The sequence below is a fragment of the Streptomyces sp. 63XJN7_1_ISO-PGPR-S23-121 genome (assembly GCF_056173025.1).
In genome coordinates, this window is record NZ_CM149653.1 from 6,728,730 (window position 1) to 6,754,223 (window position 25,494).

Genomic DNA, 25,494 nt, shown 5'->3' on the forward strand with positions numbered 1-25,494 from the left:
GTCCAGCTCACGGGCCGCGGCCGGCGGCGGTCGGGTCGCGGTCGGGGCCATGGGTCCATCTCAGCAGCCGGGGCGCCCGGCGCGCGCCCGACACTGTGTATGCGGTTTAGGTCCCGGCGTAGACACGTGGGGCAGTACGGCGGAACCTCCGGCGCGGGGCCGAGGCGGGCGGGGAGTCGTCGCTCGCCCTTCGCTCCTGCCAGGGCGAAGCGGCCTTCCCGTGCCGGAGGCGTTTCGTGGGAGGAGGCGGCGGCGCCGGGAGCGCCGTCCCGCCCTGGTGCCCGGGTCCGGCGCCATCGCGTTCCCCTCCGTACCCGGCCTTGGGTCTTCCCCGGTTTCTAGCCCCGCGCACGGAGCCTGTCAATGTTTTGTCCGGACATTCGGACGACGTACCCCGGCCGGCGGGTCGGCCGGCCCGGTCCGGGCGGCGCCGCCGTGCCGGAAGTCAACCCTCCACGCCCCGGCCCCGGGGTACGTCTGTGTGGCACTTGTGTCACAAACGCCGCGTCCGTGTCACGGGTGTCACGAGCACGCGGGCCTTCCGTCACACTCGCGAACGGGGCCGGTCCACCCGGGCCGGGGCGTCGTTCACCCGGAACAGGCTTGGTGATCGCCAGCGCAGCGCCCGGCTCCCCCCGGCGGCCGTCCCCGGTCGCCGCCGCGGTGCGCGCGGGGAGGTGCGTTCGTGACCGACCGAAGGCTCTGGTCCTACAAGGACATCGCGGCCCACATCCGGGTGCAGCCGGACACCGTGCGGTCCTACCGCAAGCACGGTCTGCTGCCCCCGCCCGACCACGTGGAGGGCGGAAAGCCCTACTGGTACGCCGACACGGTCCGGGCCTGGGTGGCGTCCCGGCCCCGCAACCGGGGGCGGTAGGGCGGGAAAAGCGTTCTGTGCCCCACGGCCGCGTGGGGCACAGTGCCGTCCATGGACTTCTCCGTGAAACCGGTCCTGACCGGCGACAGGACCGTGCTGCGCCCCTTCACCGAGGCCGACGCCGAGCCCATGTGGGAGATCATCAACGATCCCGAGGTCGTCCGCTTCACCTTCCCGCCGGGCAGCGCCCTCACGCCGGAGCGGCTGCGCGCCTGGTACGGCTCGCGAGCCGCCCCGCACGACCGGCTCGACCTCGCCGTCACCGACCCCGCCGACGGCGAGCTCCTCGGCGAGGTCGTGCTGTACGAGTGGGACCCCGCCCACCGCTCCTGCACCTTCCGCACGCTCGTCGGGCCGCGGGGGCGCGGCCGGGGCATCGGCACCGAGGCGACCCGGCTGATCGTCGGGCACGGCTTCGAACGGCTCGGCCTGCACCGGATCCAGCTCGAGGTGTACGGCACCAACCAGCGGGCCCGGCGTGTCTACGAGAAGGCCGGTTTCGTGGTGGAGGGGGTGCGCCGGGAGGCGGCGTGGCGCGACGGGGAGTGGGTGGACGAGGTGCTGATGGCCGTCCTCGACCACGAGTGGGCCGTCCACCGCGGGCACCCCGGGGCGGCGGGCGTCAGGGCTCGATGACCGTCACTCCCGCGCCCGGCGCCGTCCCCATCGCCTCCAGGGCGGCCGGTACGGCGTCCAGCCCGATGGTGGAGGTCACCAGCAGGTCGGGGCGGAGCACGCCCGCGCGGACCAGCTCCAGCATCGGCGGGTAGGTGTGCGCGGCCATGCCGTGACTGCCGAGCAGTTCCAGTTCGAGGGCGACGGCACGCGCCATCGGGACCGGTGTGGTGCCGGTCGGCGAGGGCAGCAGGCCGACCTGGACGTGGCGGCCGCGGCGGCGCAGGCCGTTCACGGACGCCGCGCAGGTGACGGGCGAGCCGAGCGCGTCGAGGGAGAGGTGGGCGCCGCCTCCGGTGAGGTCGCGTACGGCCTCAGCCGTGTCCCCGGTCCGGCCGGCGTCCACGCACGCGGCCGCGCCGAAGGTCCGCGCCAGCTCCAGGGCGCGGGGCGAGACGTCGACGGCGACCACCCGTGCGCCGGAGGCGGCGGCGATCATCACCGCCGACAGGCCCACCCCGCCGCAGCCGTGCACCGCGACCCACTCCCCCGCCGCGACCCGGCCCCGCTGCACCACGGCCCGGAACGCGGTGGCGAACCGGCAGCCGAGGGAGGCGGCGGTCGCGAAGGACATGTCCTCGGGGACGGCGACGAGGTTGACGTCGGCGTGGTCGAGCGCCACGTACCGGGCGAAGGAGCCCCAGTGGGTGAAGCCCGGCTGGGTCTGCCGTTCGCACACCTGCTGGTCGCCGGCCGCGCAGGCGGCGCAGCTTCCGCAGGCGCACACGAAGGGCACGGTGACCCGGTCGCCGGGCCGCCAGCCGGTCACCCGCTCGCCGGCCGCCTCGACGACTCCGGCGAGTTCGTGGCCGGGTACGTGCGGCAGGGTGATGTCCGGGTCGTGGCCCTGCCAGCCGTGCCAGTCGCTGCGGCACAGCCCGGTGGCCTCGACGCGGACCACCACGCCGTGCGGCGCGGGCCGCGGATCGTCCACCTCCCGCACCTCGGCGGGCTCCCCGAACTTCTCGAACACGACCGCGCGCATCCGCTCTCCTCACTTCCGTGTACGGCAATCCCGCTGCCGCACGGAGGCCGAACGGGATTCATACCCCCTAGGGGTACAGTGGGAGTTGCGTGGTCCGACGCTGGACCACGGTACGCGCGGGTACCCGCCCACTCACGGGGACCCGACCCCCCGCACGGCCCGACGAGGAGTACGACATGACCGCCCAGACCGACACCCAGAATTCCGTCACCACCGTCTACAAGGTGAGCGGCATGAGCTGCGGACACTGCGAGGGCGCCGTCTCCGGCGAGATCTCCGGGATCCCGGGCGTCGGCTCGGTGCGGGCCGTCGCCGCGACCGGCGAGGTCACCGTCGTCTCCGAGGCCGCGCTCGACGACGCGGCGGTGCGCGCCGCCGTGGACGAGGCGGGCTTCGAACTCGTCGGCAGGGCCTGAGCGCCGCCGCCACCCGTCCCCGCAGCACCCACCGCCCCGCCGACCGGGACGCCCTCCGGCCCACGGGCCGCCGCTCCCGGCCCGGTCGGCCCCCTGGAGCCCGGACATGACCACCACCGCGGACACCCCCACCGCCACCGAGCCGGACCTCGCCGAGGTCGAACTGCTCATCGGCGGGATGACCTGTGCGTCCTGCGCGGCCCGCGTCGAGAAGAAGCTCAACCGCATGGACGGCGTGACCGCCACGGTGAACTACGCGACGGAGAAGGCCCGCATCACCTACCCGGCGGCCACCCCCGTCGCCGACCTCGTCGCCACCGTCGTCCGGACCGGCTACACCGCGGAGGAACCCGCGCCGCCGCCGGAGCCCGCCGCCGGGGACGACGCCTCCCCGCACGGCGGGCGGGACGAGGACCCCGAGCTGTCGGCCCTGCGCCGGCGCCTGGTGGTCTCGGCGCTCCTCGCCGCCCCCGTCGTCCTGCTCGCGATGGTCCCGGCGCTCCAGTTCGACAACTGGCAGTGGCTCTCGCTCACCCTGGCCGCCCCCGTCGTCGTCTGGGGCGGGCTGCCCTTCCACCGCGCCGCCTGGACCAACCTGCGGCACGGCGCGGCCACCATGGACACGCTGGTCTCGCTCGGCACGCTCGCCGCGTTCGGCTGGTCGCTGTGGGCGCTGTTCTTCGGGGACGCGGGCATGCCCGGCATGCGGCACGGCTTCGACCTCACCGTCTCCCGCGCCGACGGCTCCTCCGCGATCTACCTGGAGGCCGCCGCCGGGGTCACCGCCTTCCTGCTCCTCGGACGCTGGCTGGAGGCCCGCTCCAAACGCCGCGCCGGCGCCGCGCTGCGGGCCCTGATGGAGCTGGGCGCCAAGGACGTGGCCGTACTGCGCGACGGCCGGGAGGTGCGGATCCCGGTGTCCCGGCTGGCCGTCGGCGACCGGTTCGTCGTCCGGCCCGGCGAGAAGATCGCCACCGACGGCACCGTGGCCGAGGGCACCAGTGCCGTGGACGCCTCCCTGCTGACCGGCGAGTCGGTGCCGGTGGACGTGACCGCCGGCGACACCGTCACCGGCGCCACGGTCAACGCCGGGGGCCGGCTGGTGGTCGAGGCCACCCGGATCGGCGCCGACACGCAGCTCGCCCGGATGGCGCGGCTGGTGGAGGACGCGCAGAGCGGCAAGGCCGAGGTGCAGCGGCTCGCCGACCGGATCTCCGGTGTCTTCGTGCCCGTCGTGCTGCTGATCGCGGCCGGCACGTTCGGGGGCTGGCTGGGCGCCACCGGTGACACGGTCGCCGCGTTCACCGCGGCCGTCGCCGTGCTGATCATCGCCTGCCCGTGCGCGCTCGGCCTCGCCACGCCGACCGCGCTGCTGGTCGGCACCGGGCGCGGCGCCCAGCTCGGCATCCTGATCAAGGGGCCGGAGGTGCTGGAGTCCACGCGGCGCGTGGACACCGTCGTCCTGGACAAGACCGGCACCGTCACCACCGGCCGGATGACCCTCCACGAGGTGTACGCCGCCGAGGGCACCGACGAGGAGCAGGTGCTGCGGCTGGCGGGCGCGGTCGAGCACGCCTCCGAGCACCCCGTGGCCCGCGCGGTCGCGGCGGGCGCCGAGGAGCGGACCGGGGCGCTGCCGGACGTGACGGACTTCGAGAACGTCCCCGGACGCGGCGTGCGCGGCCGCGTGGAGGGCCGTGAGGTGGCCGTGGGACGCCTCTACGACGAGCTGCCGGACGGGGTGGCCCGCGCCAAGGAGGAGGCCGAGAGGGACGGTCGTACGGCCGTCGTGGTCGGCTGGGACGGCGTGGCACGGGGTGTCGTCGCCGTCGCGGACGCCGTGAAGGAGACCAGCGCCGAGGCGGTGGCCGAGCTGCGCCGGCTGGGCCTCACGCCGGTGCTGCTGACCGGCGACCACAGGCGGGTCGCCGAGTCGGTCGCCCGGTCCGTCGGCATCGACGAGGTGATCGCGGAGGTGCTGCCCGAGGACAAGGTCGCCGCGGTCCGGCGGTTGCAGGCGGAGGGCCGCACGGTCGCCATGGTCGGGGACGGCGTCAACGACGCCGCCGCGCTCGCCGTCGCCGATCTGGGTCTGGCGATGGGCACGGGGACGGACGCGGCGATCGAGGCGGGCGACCTGACGCTGGTGCGCGGGGACCTGCGGGTGGCGGCGGACGCGATCCGGCTGTCCCGGCGGACCCTGACGACGATCAAGGGCAATCTCGTGTGGGCCTTCGGCTACAACGTGGCCGCGCTGCCGCTGGCCGCCGCGGGGCTGCTGAACCCGATGATCGCGGGCGCGGCGATGGCGTTCTCCTCGGTGTTCGTCGTCACCAACAGTCTCCGGCTGCGCACGTTCCGCTGACCCGCGAGGCGGACGCTCCCGCCCGGTCGGTGGAGGACCGGTCCGCGCCGTACAGGACCAGGGCCCAGGCCAGGCAGGCGAAGGCCGCCGTGTGCAGCAGCGCGCGCACGATGTTCCAGGTGACCCAGGCCGCCTCGAACCGTTCCCGGACGGCGGCCAGGTCGCCGATGGAGTCCGGGACGCCGGCCCGTTCCAGCTCGTCGTTGAGCGGGACGTTGACCGCGCCGGTCACCGCGAACGCGACCAGGTAGAGCACGAGCGCGGCGACGAGCCAGGGCAGGGCCGGCCGCCCGTGGCCGCGCCAGGCGAGGAACGCGGCCAGGGCGATCAGTGGGATCGACCCCACGAACGGAAGCATGAACACAGGGTTGAGGATCGCCTTGTTGATGCCCTGCATCGTCTCCACGAGCGTGTGGTCGGAGGTGCCGCGCAGCCCCGGCATCACGGCGTAGGCGAAGGCGGCGAAGAGCCCCGCCATCAGGCCGGAGGCGACGACGGCGGCCAGGAGGGTGCCGGTCTGGGTGGTTCTCACAAGGCGGCCTCCGGAGCCCAGACGCCGGCGGCCGCGGCCTCGGTTACGTGGTCGGTTAAGTCGCGGGCCGGGCGGCCGAGGACCTGCCGGACGCCGTCGCCGAGGTGGGCGTTGCGGCCGTCGAGGACGTGCGTGAACAGGTAGGTCAGCAGGGCGGTGACGTCGGCGGGGACGCCGTGCGCGGCGAGTGCGGCGGCGTAGGCGTCCGCGGGGACCGTGACGTAGCCGATCTCGCGGCCGGCCGCCGCCGCGATCGCGGCCGTGGCCCGCGCGAAGGTGAGCAGCCGGGGGCCGGTCAGGTCGTAGGTGCGGCCGGTGTGCCCGCCCTCGGCCAGGACGGTGGCGGCGACCTCGGCGATGTCGTCGGCGTCGACGAACGGCTCCTGGACGTCCCCGACGGGCAGCGCCAGCTCCCCGTCGAGGAGGGGGCCGAGGAAGTCGCCCTCGCTGAAGTTCTGGGCGAAGAACGAGGCACGCAGGACCGTCCACTCGGCGCCCGAAGCCGCCAGCGCCTTCTCGCAGGCCTCGGCCTCGGGCTCGCCGCGCCCGGAGAGCAGCACCAGACGGCGTGCTCCGGTCCGTACCGCGAGATCGGCGAAGGCGCCGATCGCCTCGGGGGCGCCGGGCACGGCCAGGTCCGGCTGGTAGGAGACGTAGACGGCGTCCACGCCGGCCAGGGCGGGCCGCCACGTCGTGGGGTCGTTCCAGTCGAAGGGGATGCCGCCGGAACGGGAGCCGATCCGGACCGCGTGGCCGCGTCCGGTCAACCGGTGCACGACCCGGCGTCCGGTCTTCCCCGTTCCGCCCAGGACCAGGGTGAGCGCGGGTGACGTCATGGTGATCGCCTCGGCTTTCGTGTACGACGCTGCGGTGACCGCTTCCTGCGGTGTGCTCCCAGCCTGTTTCACCCGAGGGTCGCCATCAACTGCCGATCCTGCAAGGATCGTTGACCAGTGGTTGACGGTAGGGGGAGCCGTGGAACGACGTGAGATCGAGATCTTCCTGACGGTGGGCGAGGAGCTGCACTTCGGGCGCAGCGCGGAGCGGCTGCACATCTCGGTGGCCATGGTGAGCAAGACGGTCCAGAAGCTGGAACGGTCGGTCGGTGCGGCTCTCTTCGAGCGGACCAGCAGGCGGGTGGCCTTCACCGCGATCGGGCGGCGTCTCTTCGAGGATCTGAAGCCCGCGCACCAGGGGATCCTCGACGCCTTCGCGCGGGCGGTGGCCTCGGGCCGGGGCGTGGACGGCGTGTTGCGGGTGGGGTTCCTGGGGACGGCGACCGCGGAGTTCGTGATGCGCGCGGCGGAGCTGCTGCGGACCCGGCATCCGGGCTGCGAGGTACGGCTGCACGAGAGCCGTTTCATCGACGGGACGGCGCCGCTGCGCGACGACGTGATCGACGTCCTGCTCATCGACAACTTCGCCACACCGCCGTCCACGCTCCCACCGGGCCACGTCGCGGGTCCGCTGCTGTTCCGGGAGCCGCCGGTGCTCGCCGTCTCGGTACGGCATCCGCTGGCGCGGCGGGAGGCGGTGGACGTGGCGGAGCTGGCGGAGTACGAGGTGCTGCGGCCGCGGGCCTCCGAGGGGTCCCTCCCCGGGCAGGCGGACCGGTGGGCCGCTCCCGAGGGTGCGGAGCGGTTGTTCGCCGCGGGGAGGTGGGATACGCCGTCCGGCCTCGGCAGGGCGCCGGGGGGCCGGGGCCCCGGGCGGAGCACGGAGTTCGGCAGCATCCAGGAGATGTGCGCGCTGATCGGCGCCGGCCACGGCGTCTATCCCGTCCCGACCCACGCGAGCGTGTACGACGCCCGCCCCGACATCACGTTCGTACCGATCAAGGGCGCCCCGGCGTACGAGTGGCGCCTGATCTGGCTCTCCGCGGCGGACAACAGCCGCGTCCGCGCCTTCTCCGAGGCGGCCCGCGACTACGTGGCGGCGCACCCCGATCCGCTGACCGCGACGGGATCGGGCAGAGGCGCCGGCCACCGTCCGGCAGCCACGGCGCCATGACCTCGCCGCGTAATGATCAATGCGGCGACTGCCGCGGACAGCGGTACGGCAAGGGGGAGCCGACATGCGGAACACCGACGGCACGCCTGCCCTCGTCCTGGCGGTGGCGATCGTGGGTCTGGTGGTGCGGCAGCAGCTGCGCCCTCGCCCCGTGCGGCGTACCGGTTCGGCATCGCCTCGGCCGACCGGCACCACCCCCTGACCGCGCTACTGGGGACCGCATCGCTGTACGCGTACCTGGCGATCGGCCTGGGGACGCAGGACCTCCTGGTGCGCGGGCGCGCCGCCGCGCTGTGACGCGGGTCCACATTTCACGCGGGTCGACGGCCTGAGCCTCTGGAGTCCGGCACGCACCTCACATAAGCTCTTCACAAGGCTCGCGCATCTTCCTTACGCTGGAGTCTCGCTCGACGTATCAGGGCTCTTGCGCAGCTAAGGGACATATGCAAGAGACGCAGATCACAGTGACGCGAACGTAACCATCGAAGGGGTTCGAGGGTCTAAGTTGGCGATGTCAGGCAGCGTCTTGGGGGGCGCCACCTGGCATCTGGGGATGTCTTGGGGGACTTTCCCAGAGATGCGTTGCCGGGACACGTACACCGGGAAGCTTTGAGCGGCCCTCCCGGGCGTGCGCTGTCCCGGCAGACCGCAGGCAGCCGGCACGTGAGCAGCAAACAGCAGTAGGCAGTAGTTCGCAGGGGCACGACGGGTTCCGCCCATCGTGCCCGGCACAGCGATTCAGGCGCTGTCCTCACAGACGCCCGGCCGGATCCCGTGGGGGGAATCCGCTCCGGGACATGGGAAGGCGCCCTGGTCGTCGGCCCGTGGGGGGACCGGCGCCGGGGCGCCTTCTTCTTATGCGGCTGCCGCACGCGCCCGCAGAACGCGGGGGACTGCAAGCGCCCGAAGGGGCGCGGGGAACCGCGCGACCAGCCACAGCCGACCCGCAGTCGCCCACACCCCTCAGCGACGCACTCTCAAACGCACCGCACCCGCACCGGCAGGTGTCAGCGCTCCTCGACCGGGACGAAGTCGCGCTCGACGACGCCCGTGTAGATCTGGCGCGGGCGGCCGATGCGGGAACCCGGCTCCTTGATCATCTCGTGCCACTGGGCGATCCAGCCCGGCAGCCGGCCGAGCGCGAACAGGACCGTGAACATCTCGGTCGGGAAGCCCATGGCCCGGTAGATGAGGCCGGTGTAGAAGTCGACGTTCGGGTAGAGGCTGCGCGAGACGAAGTAGTCGTCGGAGAGCGCGTGCTCCTCCAGCTTCAGGGCGATGTCCAGCAGCTCGTCGGACTTGCCGAGGGCGGAGAGGACGTCGTGCGCGGCGGCCTTGATGATTTTGGCGCGCGGGTCGAAGTTCTTGTAGACCCGGTGGCCGAAGCCCATCAGGCGGACGCCGTCCTCCTTGTTCTTCACCTTGCGGATGAAGGAGTCGACGTCGCCGCCGGAGTCGCGGATGCCCTCGAGCATCTCCAGCACCGACTGGTTGGCGCCGCCGTGCAGCGGGCCCCACAGGGCGTTGATGCCGGCGGAGATCGAGGCGAACATGTTCGCCTGCGAGGAGCCGACCAGGCGGACCGTGGAGGTCGAACAGTTCTGCTCGTGGTCCGCGTGCAGGATGAGCAGCTTGTCCAGGGCGGCGACGACCGTCGGGTCGGGCTCGTACTCCTGCGCCGGGACGGAGAACGTCATGCGCAGGAAGTTCTCGACGTAGCCGAGGTCGTTGCGCGGGTAGACGAACGGGTGGCCGATCGACTTCTTGTACGCGTAGGCCGCGATCGTCGGGAGCTTGGCGAGCAGCCGGATCGTGGAGAGGTTGCGCTGACGCTCGTCGAACGGGTTGTGGCTGTCCTGGTAGAACGTCGACAGCGCCGAGACGACCGACGACAGCATGGCCATCGGGTGGGCGTCGCGCGGGAAGCCCTTGTAGAAGTTCTTGACGTCCTCGTGCAGCAGGGTGTGCTGCGTGATCTCGTCCTTGAACGCGGACAGCTCGTCGACGGTGGGCAGCTCGCCGTTGATCAGCAGGTAGGCGACCTCCACGAAGGAGGAGCGCTCCGCCAGCTGCTCGATCGGATAGCCGCGGTACCGGAGGATGCCCGCCTCGCCGTCCAGGTACGTAATGGCGGATTTGTAGGCGGCGGTGTTGCCGTAGCCGCTGTCCAGTGTCACCAGACCGGTCTGGGCGCGGAGCTTCCCGATGTCGAAGCCCTTGTCACCGACGGTGCTGTCGATCACCGGGTAGGTGTACTCGCCGTCGCCGTACCGCAGTACTACCGAGTTGTTGGTGTGCTCGCTCACGTCTTCCCTCACCGACGTAGTGCCTCATCTTCGAGGTGCCCTGACTGTCTCTACCATCCCCCACTTGGCTCAGGAGAGTGCACTCGGGGTCGACCATCGGGCCTATCGGCGGCACTGAGTGCCGTCAACTTGCCCATCCTGCCCGCTCTCCCGTGGTTGCGGAAGTGCTCTGTGACCTTTGCGACTCGTTTGATCGATCATTTTTTCCGGGCGGAGGGCCGCGGGGGCGTGGAGCTTGCGGGTCAGGAGCCCGTGAGCCGGAAGTCGAGCGCCGTGCAGCGCCGTCCGGCGGAGACCGTGCGCACCGCCTGCCCGATCGCCCGGCGCGAGCCGACGAGGACGACCAGCTTCTTGGCCCGGGTGACCGCCGTGTACAGCAGGTTCCGCTGGAGCATCATCCAGGCACCGGTGGTCACGGGGATCACCACCGCCGGGTACTCGCTGCCCTGGGAGCGGTGGATGGTCACCGCGTAGGCGTGGGCCAGTTCGTCCAGCTCGTCGAACTCGTACGGAACCTCCTCGTCCTCGTCCGTCAGGACGGTGAGGCGCTGGTCCACCGGGTCGAGCGAGGTGACCACGCCCACGGTGCCGTTGAAGACGCCGTTCTCGCCCTTGTCGTAATTGTTGCGGATCTGGGTGACCTTGTCGCCGACGCGGAAGACCCGGCCGCCGAACCGCTTCTCGGCGAGGTCGGGGCGGGCGGGGGTGATGGCCTGCTGGAGCAGCCCGTTCAGCGTGCCCGCGCCGGCCGGCCCTCGGTGCATGGGGGCGAGGACCTGCACGTCACGTCGAGGGTCGAGGCCGAACTTCGCCGGGATGCGTCGGGCGGCCACGTCGACCGTGAGCCGGCCGGCCTCCTCGGTGTCGTCCTCGACGAAGAGGAAGAAGTCCTTCATGCCGTCGGTGACGGGGTGCTGCCCGGCGTTGATCCGGTGCGCGTTGGTCACCACGCCGGACTGCTGGGCCTGGCGGAAGACGCGGGTGAGGCGGACGGCCGGGACGGGGCTGCCCTCGGCCAGCAGGTCACGGAGCACCTCCCCCGCGCCGACGCTGGGCAGCTGGTCGACGTCGCCGACGAAGAGGAGGTGGGCGCCGGGGGGCACCGCCTTGGCGAGCTTGTTGGCGAGGAGCAGGTCCAGCATGGACGCCTCGTCGACCACGACGAGGTCGGCGTCCAGGGGCCGGTCCCGGTCGTAGGCGGCGTCACCGCCGGGCTTGAGCTCCAGCAGGCGGTGAACGGTGGAGGCCTCGGCGCCGGTCAGCTCGGCGAGCCGCTTGGCGGCGCGGCCGGTGGGGGCGGCGAGGACGACCTTGGCCTTCCTGGCGCGGGCCAGCTCCACGATCGACCGGACCGTGAAGGACTTGCCGCAGCCGGGTCCGCCGGTGAGGACGGCGACCTTCCGCGTCAGCGCCAGCTTGACGGCGGCCTCCTGCTCGGGGGCGAGGTCCGTGCCCGTGCGCCCCTTCAGCCAGCCGAGCGCCTTGTCCCAGGCGACGTCCCGGAAGCCCGGCATCCTGTCCTCGCCGGTGCGCAGCAGACGGAGCAGCTGGGCGGAGAGGGCCAGCTCGGCACGGTGGAAGGGGACCAGGTACACCGCGGTGACGGGGTCGCCGCCCTCCGGGTCGGGCACCTTCTCCCGGACGACGCCCGGGTCCTCGCCGTCCTCCTCCGGCTCGGCGGCGAGCTCGGCGAGGCACTCGATGACCAGCCCGGTGTCCACCTGGAGCAGCTTGACGGCGTCGGCGATCAGCTTCTCCTCCGGGAGGTAGCAGTGCCCCTGGTCGGTGGCCTGCGACAGGGCGTACTGCAGTCCGGCCTTCACGCGGTCGGGGCTGTCGTGCGGGATGCCGACGGACTGGGCGATCTTGTCGGCGGTGAGGAAGCCGATGCCCCAGACGTCGGCGGCGAGGCGGTACGGCTGGTTCTTCACGACGGAGATCGAGGCGTCGCCGTACTTCTTGTAGATGCGGACGGCGATGGAGGTGGACACCTCGACGGTCTGGAGGAAGAGCATGACCTCCTTGATCGCCTTCTGCTCCTCCCAGGCGTCGGCGATCTTCTTCGTCCGCTTGGGACCGAGGCCGGGGACCTCGATGAGCCGCTTGGGCTCCTCCTCGATGACCGTGAGGGTGTCGGTGCCGAAGTGCTGGGTGATGCGGTCGGCGAAGACCGGGCCGATGCCCTTGACGAGGCCGGAGCCGAGGTAGCGCCGGATGCCCTGGACGGTGGCCGGGAGCACGGTCGTGTAGTTCTCGACGTGGAACTGCTTGCCGTACTGGGGGTGGGACCCCCAGCGGCCCTCCATCCGCAGCGACTCCCCGGCCTGGGCGCCGAGCAGCGCGCCGACGACGGTCAGCAGGTCCCCGGCGCCCCTGCCTGTGTCGACGCGGGCGACCGTGTAACCGTTCTCCTCGTTGGCGTACGTGATGCGCTCGAGGACGCCTTCGAGTACGGCGAGCCGGCGTTCGCCGGGGACGTCGCCCGTGGACTGGGTGGCCATGGTCCGACGGTATCGGTGAGGTGTGACAGGGGACGCCCCGGACCGGGTCTGCTCGGTATTCTCGGGGCATGGACTACGCCAGGATGCGCGCCATCGCCCAGGACCTCGGGGCTTACGCGGAGCAGCTCGAAGGCGCCTGGAGTGTCGAGATCGGGCCGTCCGGTCCGGTACTGGCGATGATGTGCCCATCGAAGCGGCACGAGGGAGCGGTCCGCCGCATCCGCAACCAGCTCAATGAGCAGCTCCCCACCACTCACCCGGGCTACGTGTGTGAGAACGGTCCGGAGATCGAGCACCCGGCGATCGGCCGTATGCGTCGCCCCGACGCCGTCGTCATCCCCGAGGCCGCTCTCGACGAGGAAGGCCTCGCTGTCGACGCGACGCAGGTCCTGGCCGCGATCGAGATCGTCTCGCCGTCCAACCCGGGCAACGACTACGACTACGACTACGACGAGAAGCTGGCCGACTATCCGGCCATGGGCATCCCGCACTACATGATCGTCGACCCGCGCACCGGCACGATCCAGGTGCACTCCGACCCCTGCAAGGGCCGTTACAGCCGTAAGGAGCCGTACATCTTCGGCGACTCGGTGCCGTTCGGGCCGTGGACGGTGCGAACGTCGGAGTTCCGCCGGTACGGCAGGGACGGCTGAAGGTCGGCCGGGTCAGGACCGTAGCCGTACGAGTTCGTCGGCTCGGCGGTGGTCCTTCGGCCGGCCGAGGGCTCGCCGCATGCGGATCAGATCCTCGAGTGCGGCGTAACGGATGGCGAAGCCCGCCGGGTCATAAGTGGTCTCGGCCCGGGTGAGGCAGGTCGTGACGTCCATGTCGCCCCAGGGGAGAGCAGGGGTGCACAGGTCTCCGTCGGCACCCGTGACCCCGTACCCCACCTGCTCGCGGGTGAGATCGGGCAGTTCGGCGCAGCCGCACCGGGCGAGCGCGTCCCGCAGGGCGTCCGCCTCGTGAGGGGTGCCGTCCCAGAGGAGGTCGAGGTCACCGGTCAGTTCGGTGGAGCCGTGCATGATGCCGGCGACCTGTCCTACGACCACCGCTCGCGAGCCGGCCTCGTGGAGCGCCCGGAGGAAGGGGAAGGGATCGAAGCCGAGGGCCCCGTCCGTGGCGAAGGTGCCCAGGGCGTCGTCGGCGTCCTCGGGGCGGTGCCCGGTGGGCGTCCGCTCTCGCGTCATCTCCTCGGTCCGGGCGATCGCCTGACGCAGGCGCAGGGCGGCGGTCTGGCTCACGCTTTCAACGCCTCGATGAAGGGCGCGAAGGCCTCCGCGGGGAAGGTGAGGATGGCGCGGGCCGGGTCCTTGCTGTCGCGGACGGCGACCTCCTGGGCGCGAGTCGCGATCTCGACGCAGTTGTTTCCGTCGTCGGGTCCCGAGTAGGAAGACTTGCGCCATATGTCCATGGAGTGCCTCACAGCTCCTTCGCCAGTCTGCTGATGAAGTCACGCGACCGTTCGGGGTCGAGTGCGACGTCCTCCACTTTACGGAAGCGCGTTCGAAAGGCGCTGAGCTGTGCCTCGGAATCGATGAAGGCAGAGCCATGAGGTACGTCGCGCACCACCGTGTCCAGTCCGGGGACAGGGCCACCCACGTAGGTCATGGAGCTGGCTGCCCTGGCGAAACCGTCCAGATCGAAGGGGATGACACGCACGGTGACATTGTCCGCTTCCGAAGCCTCCAAAAGCTTGGCGAGTTGGGCCCGGGCAGCAGTGCGGTCGCTGACCCTGATACGCAGTGCCGCTTCGTGGATCACCACCTCGTACGGGAGCGTGATCTGCTGACGCCTCATTCGGTGACTGACACGCAGTTCGAGTTCCTCCTGCGTGAGTTCGGGGACTCGGGCGGAGAAGACCGCGCGGGCGTACTCTTCCGTCTGCAGCAGACCCGGTACGTACAGGATCGCCACCTCTCGCAGGAACGTCGCGTGGTGATCCAGTTCGGCGAGGTCCAGGAAGGAAGTCGGCAGAAGCCCTCGGTACTCCTCCCACCAACCACGCGTTCGATCGGTGGCCACGGTGACCAGCGCGGCAACAAAGCTTTCGTCGGTACAGGCGTAGTGAGAGGCCAGTCGCCGGAGCCGCTCCTCACTCACACCCGACACCCCCGCCTCGATCTGGCTGATCTGAACGTTGCTCACGCCGAGCATCGCCGCAGCCTGCCGAGCGGTGAGGCCCGCCGCCTCACGGAGTCTGCGCAGTTCCACCGCCAGACGCAGCTGCCGCGCTGTCGGTTCGCGTCTCGTGGGCATTGACGGCTCCTCGGTCCAACGCGCCTGACGACGCGACCCGTTCGGGGCCAGATTACGGGACCGGCTTGCGACGCCGAAACTTTAAGGTCTACCGTCAGTGACGCGACGCACACCGTGCGGCATCGGGCCACCGGAAGCGCACCGCCCCGTCCTGCCTCGACGGCTGCGGCAATGACACCGGTCCCGCTCACACCCCCTCATCCACACGCCGGAGTTCCGCATGCCCGAGAACGAGCCCTGGGAGTACTCCCTCTACATCCCCAACGACCTCCGGGCCGTCACCGTCAGCCGCCGTACCCTCCGCCTGATCCTCACCATGCACGGGCTGATCCGCCTCGTCGACGTCGCCGAACTCCTCGCGACGGAGCTGGTCTCCAACGCCGTACGGCACACCAAGGGCCCCGCCGCCCTGCGCGTGCGCTGGTCGCCGCCGGGGACGCTGCGGATCGGGGCGTGGGACGCGGATCCCGAACCGCCCGAGCCGCCCCGGCCGTTCGACGCTGCGGCCGAGCAGGAGGACGGGCGGGGCCTGGCCCTCGTCCGGGCCTGTGCCGACGTATGGGGCTGGCATCCGCTGGCCAGACACGGCAACCGGGGCAAGTACGTGTGGTGCGAGCTGGCGGCGGCCTGACGGGGCCGCGAGAAATGGCTTGTCCGTACGCAGGCTTCCGGCGGATGCTCGGCGGGTGAGTGGTGACGGGGCCGGCCGGCGGCTCGTAGGGGCGGTGCGGGCAGGGGACGCGGGAGCCGTGCGGGCGTTGCTCGGTGCGGGGGCCGATCCGGACGTGGTCGGTGACGACGGGCTGCCGGTGCTGTGCGCGGCCGTCGCGGCGTACGACGCCGGCGTCGCCGACGCGCTGGTCGAGGGCGGGGCCGACCCCGACCGGGCGCTGCCGGACGGGACCACTCCGTTGTGGCGGGCCGTCGACGGTGGGTCTCCGGCCGTCGTCACCGCTGTACTGGGCAGAGAGCCCCGGCTGCGGTTGCCGGAGGAGACGCGCGAGCGACTGCTCGACCTCGCCCGCGGCTGGTACGAGACGGGCGCGGCCGAGGAGTTGCGGCGCCGGACGGGCGCACAGGGGCCGGCGGAGACGGTCCGCGTGCGGGACGACGCTCACGAGTACCACTGGATCGACCAGGTCTCGCTCGGCGGCCGTACCGTGCGGGCCGGGCACGGCGGCATCCTGACCTCGCTGGAGTGGGCGTTCCGCATCCTGACGCCCGTAGACGAGCTGATCGCCCGTGCCCTCGAACACCCGGACGAGGAGTACGCGACCTGGTGGGAGGTCACCTGGGTCCTCCTGCAACGCCGCAGCTTCGAGACCTGGTCGGCCGTGGTCGCCCACCGCCACCACCCCGACCCGGCGCACCGCCGCTTCGTGGTGGACTACCTGCGCGTACGGGGGGTCCTCGTGTGCGACTCCCCGTACGCGGAGACGGAGGGCGGTTTCCTGGCCGCCTCGGCCGTGGAGGAGACCGACCCCGGGATGCTCGCGCGGGTGCTCGACGCCTTCTCCGAGTACGAACACCCCGCCCTGGAGGTCGCCGCGCTGCGCCACGCCGGTCATCCCGACCCCCGGGTACGGCGGCGGGTCCCCCCACTCTTCCTCCCCGGTGCGGGCACCTCCCTGACGGTCCGGGCCAGGACCGCGCTGCTCGCCCTCCTCCGCGACCCGGACGCCGCGACCCGGCTCCACGCCGCCAGGGTGGCCGTGGCGGACGACGACTCCCTCGGCCCGGCCGTGGGGGCGTTGCTCGCGCTGGCCGGAGACCCGGACGCCGGACTGCGGGGCGGGGCCGCGGCGTTGCTGGCCTCCTGCCGGGACCGCACGCCCGCCGTCGCCGACGCGCTGTTCGCGCTGCTGGACGAGGATGACCTGATCGCCCGACTGGAGGCGGCCTACGGCCTCGCCCTGCGCGACGACCCGCGCACCGCCGACGCCATCGAGCGGATCACGCCCCTGCCCCCCGGCTTCGAGGACGACCACCGGTGGTCCGCGCTCTGGCAGTGGAGGTGGGACAAGGAGCGTCCGGCCTCCGCGTGACGGGGCGCCGCCGGTGCCGTCAGAGCGCGGCGAGCAGGCCGGCCAGCGGCGCGGGGGTCCGGTCGGCCTCCAGGGCCTCGACGAGGACGCGCCCGTAGTGGATCTTGCGGCCCTTCTTCGTGCCGAGGAAGCGGCGCAGCCGCTGCGCCGCGGTGCGGTCGCGTTGGGCGGGCTGCTGGAGGAAGGTCCGCAGGGCGCGCAGGTCGCCTTCCCCCTCTACGAGCTCGGCCACCCGGTCCTCGCCCAGGGCGCGGACGAGTTCGTCCTCCAGGTCGGCCGCACAGACGAAGAGGTCGTGCGGTGCCGCGTTCGCCCGCTGCAGGGCACGCACGTAGTAGCCCCGTTCCCGCTCGTCGCACAGCCCCGTGAGGCGCAGGTCCAGGCCGGACGGGCCGAGGAGGCCGGCGAAGCGGCCGACGCTCATCGCGCCGCCCATCGGCAGGACGCAGACGCCCTCCGCCGCCAGGTCCCGGCCCGCGCGTGCGGTCAGCGCGTCGACGGCGGCCGCGTCACTCGGTCCTTCGAGCAGCACGGCCGTCCGTACGGACAGGCGCCCCGCCAGCTCGCGTGCGGGCCCGCCGGGGCCACCGGCCGCCCATGCGGTGACCGCGTCCCGGAACTCCCCCATGTCCGTCATGGAGCCGAGTCTGCGTCCTCGCCGGCCGGCGCGGTAGCGAATTTCCCCGTACCCGCCGCCCCGGGCGCCCGCTCAGCGGTGCAGGGCGGCCTCCTGCCGCATGCCCAGGAGCTTCTCGGGATTGCGCACGGCGTAGAGGCCGGTGATGCGGCCTTCGTCGAAGCGCACCGCCAGCACGGTGTCGAGCTCGCCGTCGAGCCGGAGGATGAGGGCCGGGTAGCCGTTGACCTGGGCCGGGCCCATGGAAACGGCGTCGCCCTGCTTCATCAGCCCGCCGATCACGAGACGGGCCACCTTGTCGGCCCCGACGATCGGCCTCAGAACGGCCTGCTTGATGCCTCCGCCGTCGCCCAGCAGCACGACGTCGGGCGCGAGGATGTCCAGCAACCCCTGGAGGTCGCCCGTCTCGACCGCCCGCCGGAACGCGTCGAGCGCGTCCCGGGTCTGGGTCGGCGAGACGACCCCGCGCGGCCGGCGTGCCGCGACGTGCGCGCGTGCCCGGTGCGCGGTCTGGCGGACGGCGGCCGGGCTCTTGTCGACGGCCTCGGCGATCTCGTCGTAGTCCAGGTCGAAGACCTCGCGGAGCACGAACACCGCCCGCTCGGTCGGCGTGAGCGTCTCCAGGACCAGCATCATCGCCATCGAGACGCTGTCGGCGAGCTCGACGTCCTCGGCCACGTCGGGCGTGGTGAGCAGCGGCTCGGGCAGCCAGGATCCGACGTAGGACTCCTTGCGGCGGCCGAGGGTGCGCAGCCGGCTCAGCGACTGCCGGGTGGTGATCCGGACCAGGTAGGCGCGCGGGTCGCGCACCTCGGCGAGGTCGACCCCCGCCCACCTCAGCCACGTCTCCTGGAGCACGTCCTCGGCGTCGGCCGCCGAGCCGAGCATCTCGTAGGCGACGGTGAAGAGGAGGTTGCGGTGGGTGACGAAGGCGTCCGTGGCGACGTCCGTGCGCCGGCCGCCGAGCCGCTCGGCGCCCGCGTCGCCGTCCCGCTCCCGTCGGTCCTCGTTCTCGCTCATGACCAGCAGCTCCCGCTCGTTCGCCCGTGACGGTGTCATGCGCACAGGACGCCGGTCACCGCCGTCCTGTGACATCCGCTCCCCATGGCATACGTCACATCGCACGCCCGTCACGGGATCCGGGCCGTCGGCGTCTTGTGGTCGTTCCGTACCGACCACCGTGAGGACGAGGCCATGGACATCCGATTCAACCTCTTCGAGAACGAGCTCGCCGCCCGGTTCGCCAAGCGGTTCGCCGGCGCCGCCCAGCTCATCCACCAGTCGTCGCTGCCGAACTCCACGCAGGAGCTGGTGTCACTGCGCGCCAGCCAGATCAACGGCTGCGGTCACTGCATCGACATGCACACCAAGGAGGCCGCGGCGGCCGGTGAGACGGCGGTCAGGCTCGCCCTGGTCGCGGCCTGGCGCGAGTCGACCGTGTTCACCGAGGCCGAGCAGGCCGCGCTGGCGCTCGCCGAGGAGGGCACCCGGCTCGCGGACGCCCACCAGGGAGTGTCCGACGAGACCTGGGCCCTGGTGCGCAAGCACTATGACGACGATCAGACCGCCGCCCTGGTGTCCCTGGTCGCCCTGATCAACGCGGCCAACCGGCTCGCGGTGATCGTGCACCAGCCGGGCGGCTCCTACGAGGCCGGCATGTTCGCCGCCGCACTGGGCTGACCGACCCGCGGCGGGCGCCTCGGCCCGGTCCGGCCCGGAATTCTCCGGTCCGGGCCGGGCCGCCGCACGTCCCGCCGTCGCGGGCCACGGCGTCGACTTCCGGTCACGATTGGGTTTCAGCCACCCCTCCGCCTCTTGCCATCCGATCGTGTAATCGATTCCAATCCTCCGTGTAATCGATTCCACGAGGAGGTGGAACGGCGATGGCGAGCATCAAGGACGTCGCCGCCGAGGCGGGCGTGTCCGTCGCGACGGTCTCGCGCGTCCTCAACGGCCACCCGTCCGTCAGCCCGGACGCACGCACGCGCGTGCTGGCCGCCGTCGAGGCGCTGGGCTACCGCCCGAACGCCGTCGCCCGGTCCCTGCGCACCGCGCAGACCCGCACGCTCGGACTGGTCATCAGCGACGTGCTGAACCCTTACTTCACCGAACTGGCCCGCTCCGTCGAGGAGGAGGCCCGCGCGCTCGGCTACAGCGTCATCATCGGCAACGCCGACGAGCGGCCCGACCTCCAGGACCACCACGTCACCACGCTGCTGGACCGCCGCATCGACGGGCTGCTGGTCTCCCCCACCGACGGCGGCTCCCCGCGCATGCTGGACGCCGCGCGCGCCGGCACCCCCATGGTGTTCGTCGACCGCTGGATCCCCGGCGTGGACGTGCCCGTGGTGCGGTCGGACGGGCGGGCGGCGGTCCGGGACCTCGTGGCGCACCTGCACGGGCTCGGGCACCGGCGGCTCGCCATCATCGCCGGGCCCGCCGCCACCACGACCGGCCGCGAGCGCGTGGACGCCTTCCGCGAGGCGCTCGGCGCGTACGGGCTCCCCCTGCCCGACGCCTACATCGGCCAGGGCGACTTCCAGGCCGACAGCGGACGCCGGGTCACCGAGGGCTTCCTCGACCTGCCCGAACCGCCCGAGGTCGTCTTCGCCGCCGACAACCTGATGGCGCTCGGCGCCCTGGACGCCGTACGCGCGCGGGGGATGCGCGTCCCCGACGACATCGCGCTCGCCGCGTTCGACGACATCCGCTGGTTCGTGCACACCGACCCGCCGATCACCGCGATCGCCCAGCCCACGGGCGACCTCGGGCGGGCCGCCGTGCGCGCGCTGGTCGACCGCATCGAGGGCGGCACCGGCGAGTCCGTCACCCTGCCGGCCCGGCTCGTCGTCCGCCGCTCGTGCGGCGAGGCCGTCTCCCCGCACGACCCGTCCCCGTCCCCCGTACGAAGGAGTACGCCGTGAGCAGCCGCGATCCCGACGAGTTGCTGCGCATCGAGGGCATCCGCAAGACCTTCCCCGGTGTCGTCGCGCTCGACAGCGTCGACTTCGACCTGCGCCGGGGCGAGGTGCACGTGCTCCTCGGCGAGAACGGCGCGGGCAAGAGCACGCTCATCAAGATGCTCTCCGGCGCCTACACGCCCGACGCCGGGCGGATCCTGGCCGGCGGCGAGGAGGTGCGCATCAACGGTGCGCAGGACTCCGAGCGGCTCGGTGTCGCCACCATCTACCAGGAGTTCAACCTGGTCCCCGATCTGACGGTGGCCGAGAACATCTTCCTGGGGCGCCAGCCGCGCCGGTTCGGCATGATCGACCGGAAGAGGATGGAAGCGGACGCCGCGGTGCTCCTGGAGCGGGTGGGCGTGAACGTGTCGCCCCGCGCGCGGGTGCGCGAACTCGGCATCGCGCGGCTCCAGATGGTCGAGATCGCCAAGGCGCTCAGCCTGAACGCGCGCGTGCTCATCATGGACGAGCCGACCGCCGTGCTCACCTCCGAGGAGGTCGAGAAGCTGTTCGCCATCGTGCGGCGGCTGCGCGAGGACGGCGTCGGCATCGTCTTCATCACCCACCACCTGGAGGAGATCGCCGCCCTCGGCGACCGGGTCACCGTCATCCGCGACGGGCGGAGCGTCGGCCAGGTGCCCGCCTCCACGCCCGAGGACGAGCTGGTGCGGCTCATGGTCGGGCGTTCGATCGAGCAGCAGTACCCGCGGGAACGCGGCGACGCCGGCGAGGCGCTGCTCAAGGTCGAGGGCCTGACCCGCGACGGCGTCTTCCACGACGTCGGCTTCGAGGTGCGGGCCGGTGAGGTCGTCGGCATCGCCGGGCTCGTCGGCGCCGGGCGGACCGAGGTCGTGCGGGCGGTGTTCGGCGCCGACCCCTACGACGCCGGGACCGTGCACGTCGCGGGCGCCCCGCTGCGGCGCCACGACGTGAACGCCGCCATGGCGGCCGGGATCGGGCTCGTCCCCGAGGACCGCAAGGGCCAGGGGCTCGTCCTCGACGCCTCCGTCGAGGAGAACCTCGGCCTGGTCACCCTCCGGTCGACCTCCCGCGCGGGCCTCGTCGACCTCAGGGGACAGCACGACGCGGCCGAGCGGATCGCCGGGCAGCTCGGCGTGCGGATGGCCGGCCTCGGCCAGCACGTGCGCACCCTGTCCGGCGGCAACCAGCAGAAGGTCGTCATCGGCAAGTGGCTGCTGGCCGACACCAAGGTGCTGATCCTCGACGAGCCGACCCGCGGCATCGACGTCGGCGCCAAGGTCGAGATCTACCAGCTCATCAACGAACTGACCGCCGCCGGCGCCGCCGTCCTCATGATCTCCAGCGACCTGCCCGAGGTGCTCGGCATGAGCGACCGGGTCGTGGTCATGGCCCAGGGCCGGGTCGCGGGCGAACTCCCCGCCGGCCGGGCCACCCAGGACGCCGTCATGGCGCTCGCCGTCAGCACCCCCCACAGCAACGGAACGGAGGCCTCCCGTGGCCACTGACACGCTCAAGAGCACGCCGGGCGCGCAGGGCGCCCCGGGCGGTCTGCGCCGCCTGCTGCTGGACAACGGCGCGCTGACCGCGCTGATCGTCCTCGTCGTCGCCATGTCGGCGCTGTCCGGCGACTTCCTGACCGCCGACAACCTCCTCAACGTCGGCGTCCAGGCCGCCGTCACCGCGATCCTCGCCTTCGGCGTCACCTTCGTCATCGTCTCGGCGGGCATCGACCTGTCGGTCGGCTCGGTCGCCGCGCTGTCGGCCACCGTGCTGGCGTGGAGCGCCACCGAGGCCGGGATGCCGGTCGCGCTCGCGGTGGTGCTGTCCATCGCCACGGGCATCGCCTGCGGCCTGGTGAACGGTTTCCTCATCTCGTACGGGAAGCTGCCGCCGTTCATCGCGACGCTCGCAATGCTGTCGGTGGGCCGCGGTCTGTCGCTGGTCATCTCGCAGGGCTCGCCGATCGCCTTCCCCGACTCGGTCTCCCACCTGGGCGACACGCTCGGCGGCTGGCTGCCCGTGCCGGTGCTGGTGATGATCGTGATGGGTCTGATCACGGCGCTCGTCCTCGGCCGGACCTACATCGGCCGTTCCATGTACGCCATCGGCGGCAACGAGGAGGCCGCGCGGCTGTCCGGCCTGCGGGTGAAGCGGCAGAAGCTCGCCATCTACGCCTTCTCCGGGCTGTTCGCCGCCGCGGCGGGCATCGTGCTCGCCTCCCGGCTGGCCTCCGCGCAGCCGCAGGCCGCGCAGGGCTACGAGCTGGACGCCATCGCCGCCGTCGTCATCGGCGGCGCCTCCCTCGCGGGCGGCACCGGCAAGGCGTCGGGCACGCTGATCGGCGCGCTGATCCTCGCGGTGCTGCGCAACGGGCTCAACCTGCTGTCCGTCTCCGCGTTCTGGCAGCAGGTCGTGATCGGTGTCGTCATCGCGCTGGCGGTGCTGCTGGACACGCTGCGCCGCAAGGCGGGGGCGACCACCGGGGCGGCCGGGGCGTCCGGTGACGGGGGCCGCGGCAAGCAGGCCCTCACCTATGTGATCGCGGCGGTCGTGGCCGTGGCGGTCGTCGGCGCGACCTCGCTGCTGCACAACGACTCCTCGGCGGGCAAGTCGCAGAAGATCGGCCTGTCGCTGTCGACGCTCAACAACCCGTTCTTCGTGCAGATCCGGGCGGGCGCGCAGGAGGAGGCGAAGAAGCTGGGCGTCGACCTGACGGTCACCGACGCGCAGAACGACGCCTCCCAGCAGGCCAACCAGCTCCAGAACTTCACCAGCGGCTCGCTCTCCTCGGTCATCGTCAACCCGGTGGACTCCGACGCCGCGGGCCCCGCGGTGCGCGGCGCGAACAAGGCCGGCATCCCCGTCGTCGCCGTGGACCGCGGCGTCAACAAGGCGGACACGGCCGCGCTGGTCGCCTCCGACAACGTCGAGGGCGGTCGGCTGGGCGCCAAGGCGCTCGCCGAGAAGCTCGGCGGCCGGGGCACGATCGTCATCCTCCAGGGCCAGGCCGGCACCTCCGCCAGCCGGGAGCGCGGGGCGGGCTTCGCGGCCGGCCTGAAGGCCTACCCGGGGATCAAGGTCGTCGCCAGGCAGCCCGCGGACTTCGACCGCACCAAGGGCCTGGACGTGATGACGAACCTGCTCCAGGCGCACCCCGGCATCAACGGCGTCTTCGCGGAGAACGACGAGATGGCGCTCGGCGCGATCAAGGCGCTCGGCTCCAAGGCCGGCAAGTCGGTCCAGGTCGTCGGCTTCGACGGCACGCCGGACGGGCTGAAGGCGGTCGAGGCGGGCTCGCTGTACGCCTCCGTCGCGCAGCAGCCGAGGGAACTGGGCAGGATCGCCGTGCGGAACGCGCTGCGGACCGCCGAGGACAAGAAGGTGGAGAAGATGGTGAAGGTGCCGGTGAAGGTGGTCACCAAGGAGAACGTGGCCGGCTTCGAGGGCTGACACGGGCACACGGCGTGTGCACGGGCGGGCGGTCGCGCGACCGCCCGCCCGCATCGATCGTCGCCACGCGGACTCCCGGGACGCACCGGGAGCCACGGGGCTTCAGGCGGCTTCACTCGGATCGGGGAGCGATTCATGTACGACTACGACCTGCTGGTCGTGGGGTCGGCCAACGCCGACCTGGTGATCGGCGTCGACCGGCGGCCGGGTGCCGGCGAGACGGTGCTGGGCTCCGACCTGGCCGTCCACCCGGGCGGCAAGGGCGCGAACCAGGCGGTGGCCGCCGCCCGGCTCGGCGCCCGTACGGCCCTGCTGGCCCGGGTCGGCGACGACTCCTACGGCCGGCTGCTGCTCGACTCGCAGCGGGCGGCCGGCGTCGACACGGTCGGCGTCCTGGTGGGCGGCGCCCCGACCGGCGTCGCGCTGATCACCGTCGACCCGTCCGGGGACAACAGCATCGTGGTCTCGCCGGGCGCCAACGGCCGGCTGGCCCCGGGGGACGTCCGCGCCGCCGCCAGCCTCTTCCACGCCTCCCGGGTCGTGTCGGCGCAGTTGGAGATCCCCCTGGAGACGGTCGTGGAGGTGGTCCGCTGCCTCGCGCCGGACGGCCGGTTCGTGCTGAACCCGTCGCCGCCGCGTCCGCTCCCGCAGGAGGTGCTGGCGGCCTGCGACCCGCTGATCGTCAACGAGCACGAGGCGAAGGTGATCCTCGGCGACGCGTGCCCGAGCGAGCGCCCCGAGGACTGGGCCGGCCTCCTGCTGGCCAAGGGGCCGCGTTCGGTGGTCGTGACCCTGGGCGCGGACGGCGCGCTGGTCGCCTCGGCGGCGGAAGGTGTTCGCCGTGTCCCGTCGGTCGCGGTGGACGCCGTGGACACCACGGGCGCCGGTGACGCGTTCACGGCGGCGCTGGCCTGGCGGCTCGGCACGGGCGCGTCGCTCGCCGAGGCGGCGGCGTACGCGGCCCGGGTGGGCGCGGCGGCGGTCACGAAGGCGGGGGCGCAGGTGTCGTACCCGACGGCGGCGGAGGTCGAGGCGCTGTGAAGCGGGCCGGGATACTCAACCGCCACCTCGCCGGGGCCCTCGCCGAACTCGGCCACGGCGACGGCGTGCTGGTCTGCGACGTCGGCATGCCCGTCCCCGACGGCCCGCGCGTCGTCGACCTGGCCTTCCGCGCGGGGGTGCCGTCCTTCGCCGAGGTCCTGGACGGCCTGCTGGCCGAGCTGGTGATCGAGGGCGCGACGGCGGCGACGGAGGTGCGGGACGCCAACGCGGAGGCGGCGGCACTGCTGGACGCCCGCTGCCCCGGCCTGGAACTGGTCCCGCACGAGCGCCTGAAGGAGCTGTCGGCGGGCGCCCGCCTGGTGGTCCGCACCGGCGAGGCCCGCCCGTACGCGAACGTGCTGCTGCGGTGCGGGGTCTTCTTCTGACCCGGCCCCGGACGCTTCGAGAGGGCCCGGTCACCGACCGGACCCTCTCGTGTTCCCCTCCCCCTCA

General features: G+C 72.5%; 25 protein-coding genes. 15 read left to right on the forward strand and 10 right to left on the reverse strand.

All coding sequences use genetic code 11. The features are described from left to right. Window positions 1-685: 685 nt before the first annotated feature. Window positions 686-877 (forward strand): helix-turn-helix transcriptional regulator, encoded by a 192-nt coding sequence (locus tag AC0VYN_RS30125; RefSeq protein ID WP_077801771.1) that lies wholly within the window; start codon window positions 686-688, stop codon window positions 875-877. A 51-nt stretch (window positions 878-928) separates the two neighbouring features. Then, window positions 929-1,513 carry a GNAT family N-acetyltransferase gene (locus tag AC0VYN_RS30130; RefSeq protein ID WP_475533512.1) on the forward strand — a complete coding sequence of 195 codons (585 nt, stop codon included), beginning with the start codon at window positions 929-931 and terminating at the stop codon, window positions 1,511-1,513. Here AC0VYN_RS30130 and AC0VYN_RS30135 read toward each other — a convergent pair. Further along, a complete protein-coding gene (locus AC0VYN_RS30135) occupies window positions 1,500-2,537 on the reverse strand; it encodes a zinc-dependent alcohol dehydrogenase family protein (protein WP_475533513.1) in 1,038 nt (345 codons plus the stop codon). The genes AC0VYN_RS30130 and AC0VYN_RS30135 overlap by 14 nt on opposite strands. Window positions 2,538-2,713: 176 nt before the next feature. Between AC0VYN_RS30135 and AC0VYN_RS30140 the strand changes: the two genes are divergently transcribed. Continuing rightward, entirely contained in the window at window positions 2,714-2,953 is a 240-nt protein-coding gene (locus AC0VYN_RS30140) for a heavy-metal-associated domain-containing protein (RefSeq protein WP_475533514.1), read from the forward strand. Between the two features lie 106 nt (window positions 2,954-3,059). Continuing rightward, window positions 3,060-5,318, forward strand: a complete 2,259-nt coding sequence (locus tag AC0VYN_RS30145) for a heavy metal translocating P-type ATPase (protein WP_475533515.1) — start codon at window positions 3,060-3,062, stop codon at window positions 5,316-5,318. On the opposite strand, the gene AC0VYN_RS30150 is transcribed toward AC0VYN_RS30145, so the two are convergent. Then, entirely contained in the window at window positions 5,284-5,850 is a 567-nt protein-coding gene (locus AC0VYN_RS30150; RefSeq protein WP_475533516.1) for an anthrone oxygenase family protein, read from the reverse strand. The two genes, AC0VYN_RS30145 and AC0VYN_RS30150, sit on opposite strands and share 35 nt — an antisense overlap. Beyond that, entirely contained in the window at window positions 5,847-6,686 is an 840-nt protein-coding gene (locus AC0VYN_RS30155; RefSeq protein ID WP_475533517.1) for an SDR family oxidoreductase, read from the reverse strand. Before AC0VYN_RS30155 ends, AC0VYN_RS30150 begins: the two co-directional genes overlap by 4 nt. A gap of 139 nt (window positions 6,687-6,825) precedes the next feature. Here AC0VYN_RS30155 and AC0VYN_RS30160 point away from each other — a divergent pair, with 139 nt between their 5' ends. Next, entirely contained in the window at window positions 6,826-7,860 is a 1,035-nt protein-coding gene (locus tag AC0VYN_RS30160; protein ID WP_475533518.1) for a LysR family transcriptional regulator, read from the forward strand. 64 nt (window positions 7,861-7,924) lie between these two features. Next, window positions 7,925-8,062, forward strand: a complete 138-nt coding sequence (locus AC0VYN_RS30165) for a hypothetical protein (protein WP_475533519.1) — start codon at window positions 7,925-7,927, stop codon at window positions 8,060-8,062. Window positions 8,063-8,867: 805 nt separating this feature from the next. On the opposite strand, the gene AC0VYN_RS30170 is transcribed toward AC0VYN_RS30165, so the two are convergent. Both AC0VYN_RS30170 and recD2 read right to left on the reverse strand, forming a co-directional pair. Then, entirely contained in the window at window positions 8,868-10,166 is a 1,299-nt protein-coding gene (locus AC0VYN_RS30170; RefSeq protein ID WP_475533520.1) for a citrate synthase, read from the reverse strand. Window positions 10,167-10,408: 242 nt separating this feature from the next. Then, window positions 10,409-12,667, reverse strand: coding sequence for an SF1B family DNA helicase RecD2 (recD2, locus tag AC0VYN_RS30175; protein WP_475533521.1), 2,259 nt, complete (start codon window positions 12,665-12,667; stop codon window positions 10,409-10,411). A 68-nt stretch (window positions 12,668-12,735) separates the two neighbouring features. On the opposite strand from recD2, the gene AC0VYN_RS30180 reads away from it, so the two are divergent. Continuing rightward, on the forward strand, window positions 12,736-13,320 hold the full coding sequence (locus tag AC0VYN_RS30180; RefSeq protein ID WP_475533522.1) for a Uma2 family endonuclease: 585 nt from the start codon (window positions 12,736-12,738) through the stop codon (window positions 13,318-13,320). 12 nt (window positions 13,321-13,332) lie between these two features. On the opposite strand, the gene AC0VYN_RS30185 is transcribed toward AC0VYN_RS30180, so the two are convergent. The 3 genes from AC0VYN_RS30185 to AC0VYN_RS30195 are packed head-to-tail and all read right to left on the reverse strand — an operon-like array spanning window position 13,333 to window position 14,923. Then, window positions 13,333-13,908 carry a hypothetical protein gene (locus AC0VYN_RS30185; protein WP_475533523.1) on the reverse strand — a complete coding sequence of 192 codons (576 nt, stop codon included), beginning with the start codon at window positions 13,906-13,908 and terminating at the stop codon, window positions 13,333-13,335. After that, window positions 13,905-14,078, reverse strand: a complete 174-nt coding sequence (locus AC0VYN_RS30190; RefSeq protein ID WP_475533524.1) for a DUF397 domain-containing protein — start codon at window positions 14,076-14,078, stop codon at window positions 13,905-13,907. The genes AC0VYN_RS30185 and AC0VYN_RS30190 overlap by 4 nt, the downstream gene beginning before the upstream one ends. An 8-nt stretch (window positions 14,079-14,086) precedes the next feature. Next, entirely contained in the window at window positions 14,087-14,923 is an 837-nt protein-coding gene (locus AC0VYN_RS30195; RefSeq protein WP_475533525.1) for a helix-turn-helix domain-containing protein, read from the reverse strand. 220 nt (window positions 14,924-15,143) lie between these two features. On the opposite strand from AC0VYN_RS30195, the gene AC0VYN_RS30200 reads away from it, so the two are divergent. Together AC0VYN_RS30200 and AC0VYN_RS30205 are read left to right on the forward strand one after the other, a co-directional pair. Next, on the forward strand, window positions 15,144-15,554 hold the full coding sequence (locus AC0VYN_RS30200; protein WP_451687952.1) for an ATP-binding protein: 411 nt from the start codon (window positions 15,144-15,146) through the stop codon (window positions 15,552-15,554). Between the two features lie 55 nt (window positions 15,555-15,609). Then, a complete protein-coding gene (locus AC0VYN_RS30205; RefSeq protein WP_475533526.1) occupies window positions 15,610-16,968 on the forward strand; it encodes an ankyrin repeat domain-containing protein in 1,359 nt (452 codons plus the stop codon). A 19-nt stretch (window positions 16,969-16,987) separates the two neighbouring features. Here AC0VYN_RS30205 and AC0VYN_RS30210 read toward each other — a convergent pair whose 3' ends face one another. Continuing rightward, window positions 16,988-17,605 (reverse strand): TOPRIM nucleotidyl transferase/hydrolase domain-containing protein, encoded by a 618-nt coding sequence (locus tag AC0VYN_RS30210; RefSeq protein ID WP_475533527.1) that lies wholly within the window; start codon window positions 17,603-17,605, stop codon window positions 16,988-16,990. Window positions 17,606-17,677: 72 nt separating this feature from the next. Beyond that, on the reverse strand, window positions 17,678-18,664 hold the full coding sequence (locus AC0VYN_RS30215; RefSeq protein ID WP_475533528.1) for an RNA polymerase sigma-70 factor: 987 nt from the start codon (window positions 18,662-18,664) through the stop codon (window positions 17,678-17,680). A 135-nt stretch (window positions 18,665-18,799) separates the two neighbouring features. Between AC0VYN_RS30215 and AC0VYN_RS30220 the strand changes: the two genes are divergently transcribed. The 6 genes from AC0VYN_RS30220 to rbsD all read left to right on the forward strand — a co-directional run bounded on the left by AC0VYN_RS30220 (window position 18,800) and on the right by rbsD (window position 25,427). Continuing rightward, the gene (locus AC0VYN_RS30220) at window positions 18,800-19,285 is read left to right on the forward strand and encodes a carboxymuconolactone decarboxylase family protein (protein ID WP_385465826.1); all 486 of its coding nucleotides are present in this window, start codon (window positions 18,800-18,802) and stop codon (window positions 19,283-19,285) included. 203 nt (window positions 19,286-19,488) lie between these two features. Beyond that, window positions 19,489-20,529, forward strand: coding sequence for a LacI family DNA-binding transcriptional regulator (locus tag AC0VYN_RS30225; protein ID WP_475533529.1), 1,041 nt, complete (start codon window positions 19,489-19,491; stop codon window positions 20,527-20,529). Then, window positions 20,526-22,055: a sugar ABC transporter ATP-binding protein gene (locus tag AC0VYN_RS30230; protein ID WP_475533530.1), complete on the forward strand. Its 1,530-nt coding sequence runs from the start codon at window positions 20,526-20,528 to the stop codon at window positions 22,053-22,055. The genes AC0VYN_RS30225 and AC0VYN_RS30230 overlap by 4 nt, the downstream gene beginning before the upstream one ends. After that, window positions 22,045-24,000, forward strand: coding sequence for an ABC transporter permease/substrate-binding protein (locus AC0VYN_RS30235; RefSeq protein WP_475533531.1), 1,956 nt, complete (start codon window positions 22,045-22,047; stop codon window positions 23,998-24,000). The genes AC0VYN_RS30230 and AC0VYN_RS30235 overlap by 11 nt, the downstream gene beginning before the upstream one ends. Before the next feature lie 135 nt (window positions 24,001-24,135). Further along, a complete protein-coding gene (locus tag AC0VYN_RS30240) occupies window positions 24,136-25,041 on the forward strand; it encodes a ribokinase (protein ID WP_475533532.1) in 906 nt (301 codons plus the stop codon). Then, the gene (gene rbsD, locus AC0VYN_RS30245) at window positions 25,038-25,427 is read left to right on the forward strand and encodes a D-ribose pyranase (protein ID WP_451687966.1); all 390 of its coding nucleotides are present in this window, start codon (window positions 25,038-25,040) and stop codon (window positions 25,425-25,427) included. The genes AC0VYN_RS30240 and rbsD overlap by 4 nt, the downstream gene beginning before the upstream one ends. Window positions 25,428-25,494 lie beyond the last annotated feature (67 nt).

Bases quoted from the DNA above. Each gene is read 5' to 3' on its own strand.
- AC0VYN_RS30130 (WP_475533512.1), top strand. From the start codon at position 929: ATGGACTTCTCCGTGAAACCGGTCCTGACCGGCGACAGGACCGTGCTG.
- AC0VYN_RS30135 (WP_475533513.1), bottom strand. From the start codon at position 2,537: ATGCGCGCGGTCGTGTTCGAGAAGTTCGGGGAGCCCGCCGAGGTGCGG.
- AC0VYN_RS30140 (WP_475533514.1), top strand. From the start codon at position 2,714: ATGACCGCCCAGACCGACACCCAGAATTCCGTCACCACCGTCTACAAG.
- AC0VYN_RS30145 (WP_475533515.1), top strand. From the start codon at position 3,060: ATGACCACCACCGCGGACACCCCCACCGCCACCGAGCCGGACCTCGCC.
- AC0VYN_RS30155 (WP_475533517.1), bottom strand. From the start codon at position 6,686: ATGACGTCACCCGCGCTCACCCTGGTCCTGGGCGGAACGGGGAAGACC.
- AC0VYN_RS30165 (WP_475533519.1), top strand. From the start codon at position 7,925: ATGCGGAACACCGACGGCACGCCTGCCCTCGTCCTGGCGGTGGCGATC.
- recD2 (WP_475533521.1), bottom strand. From the start codon at position 12,667: ATGGCCACCCAGTCCACGGGCGACGTCCCCGGCGAACGCCGGCTCGCC.
- AC0VYN_RS30180 (WP_475533522.1), top strand. From the start codon at position 12,736: ATGGACTACGCCAGGATGCGCGCCATCGCCCAGGACCTCGGGGCTTAC.
- AC0VYN_RS30190 (WP_475533524.1), bottom strand. From the start codon at position 14,078: ATGGACATATGGCGCAAGTCTTCCTACTCGGGACCCGACGACGGAAAC.
- AC0VYN_RS30195 (WP_475533525.1), bottom strand. From the start codon at position 14,923: ATGCCCACGAGACGCGAACCGACAGCGCGGCAGCTGCGTCTGGCGGTG.
- AC0VYN_RS30200 (WP_451687952.1), top strand. From the start codon at position 15,144: ATGCCCGAGAACGAGCCCTGGGAGTACTCCCTCTACATCCCCAACGAC.
- AC0VYN_RS30210 (WP_475533527.1), bottom strand. From the start codon at position 17,605: ATGACGGACATGGGGGAGTTCCGGGACGCGGTCACCGCATGGGCGGCC.
- AC0VYN_RS30215 (WP_475533528.1), bottom strand. From the start codon at position 18,664: ATGACACCGTCACGGGCGAACGAGCGGGAGCTGCTGGTCATGAGCGAG.
- AC0VYN_RS30220 (WP_385465826.1), top strand. From the start codon at position 18,800: ATGGACATCCGATTCAACCTCTTCGAGAACGAGCTCGCCGCCCGGTTC.
- AC0VYN_RS30225 (WP_475533529.1), top strand. From the start codon at position 19,489: ATGGCGAGCATCAAGGACGTCGCCGCCGAGGCGGGCGTGTCCGTCGCG.
- AC0VYN_RS30240 (WP_475533532.1), top strand. From the start codon at position 24,136: ATGTACGACTACGACCTGCTGGTCGTGGGGTCGGCCAACGCCGACCTG.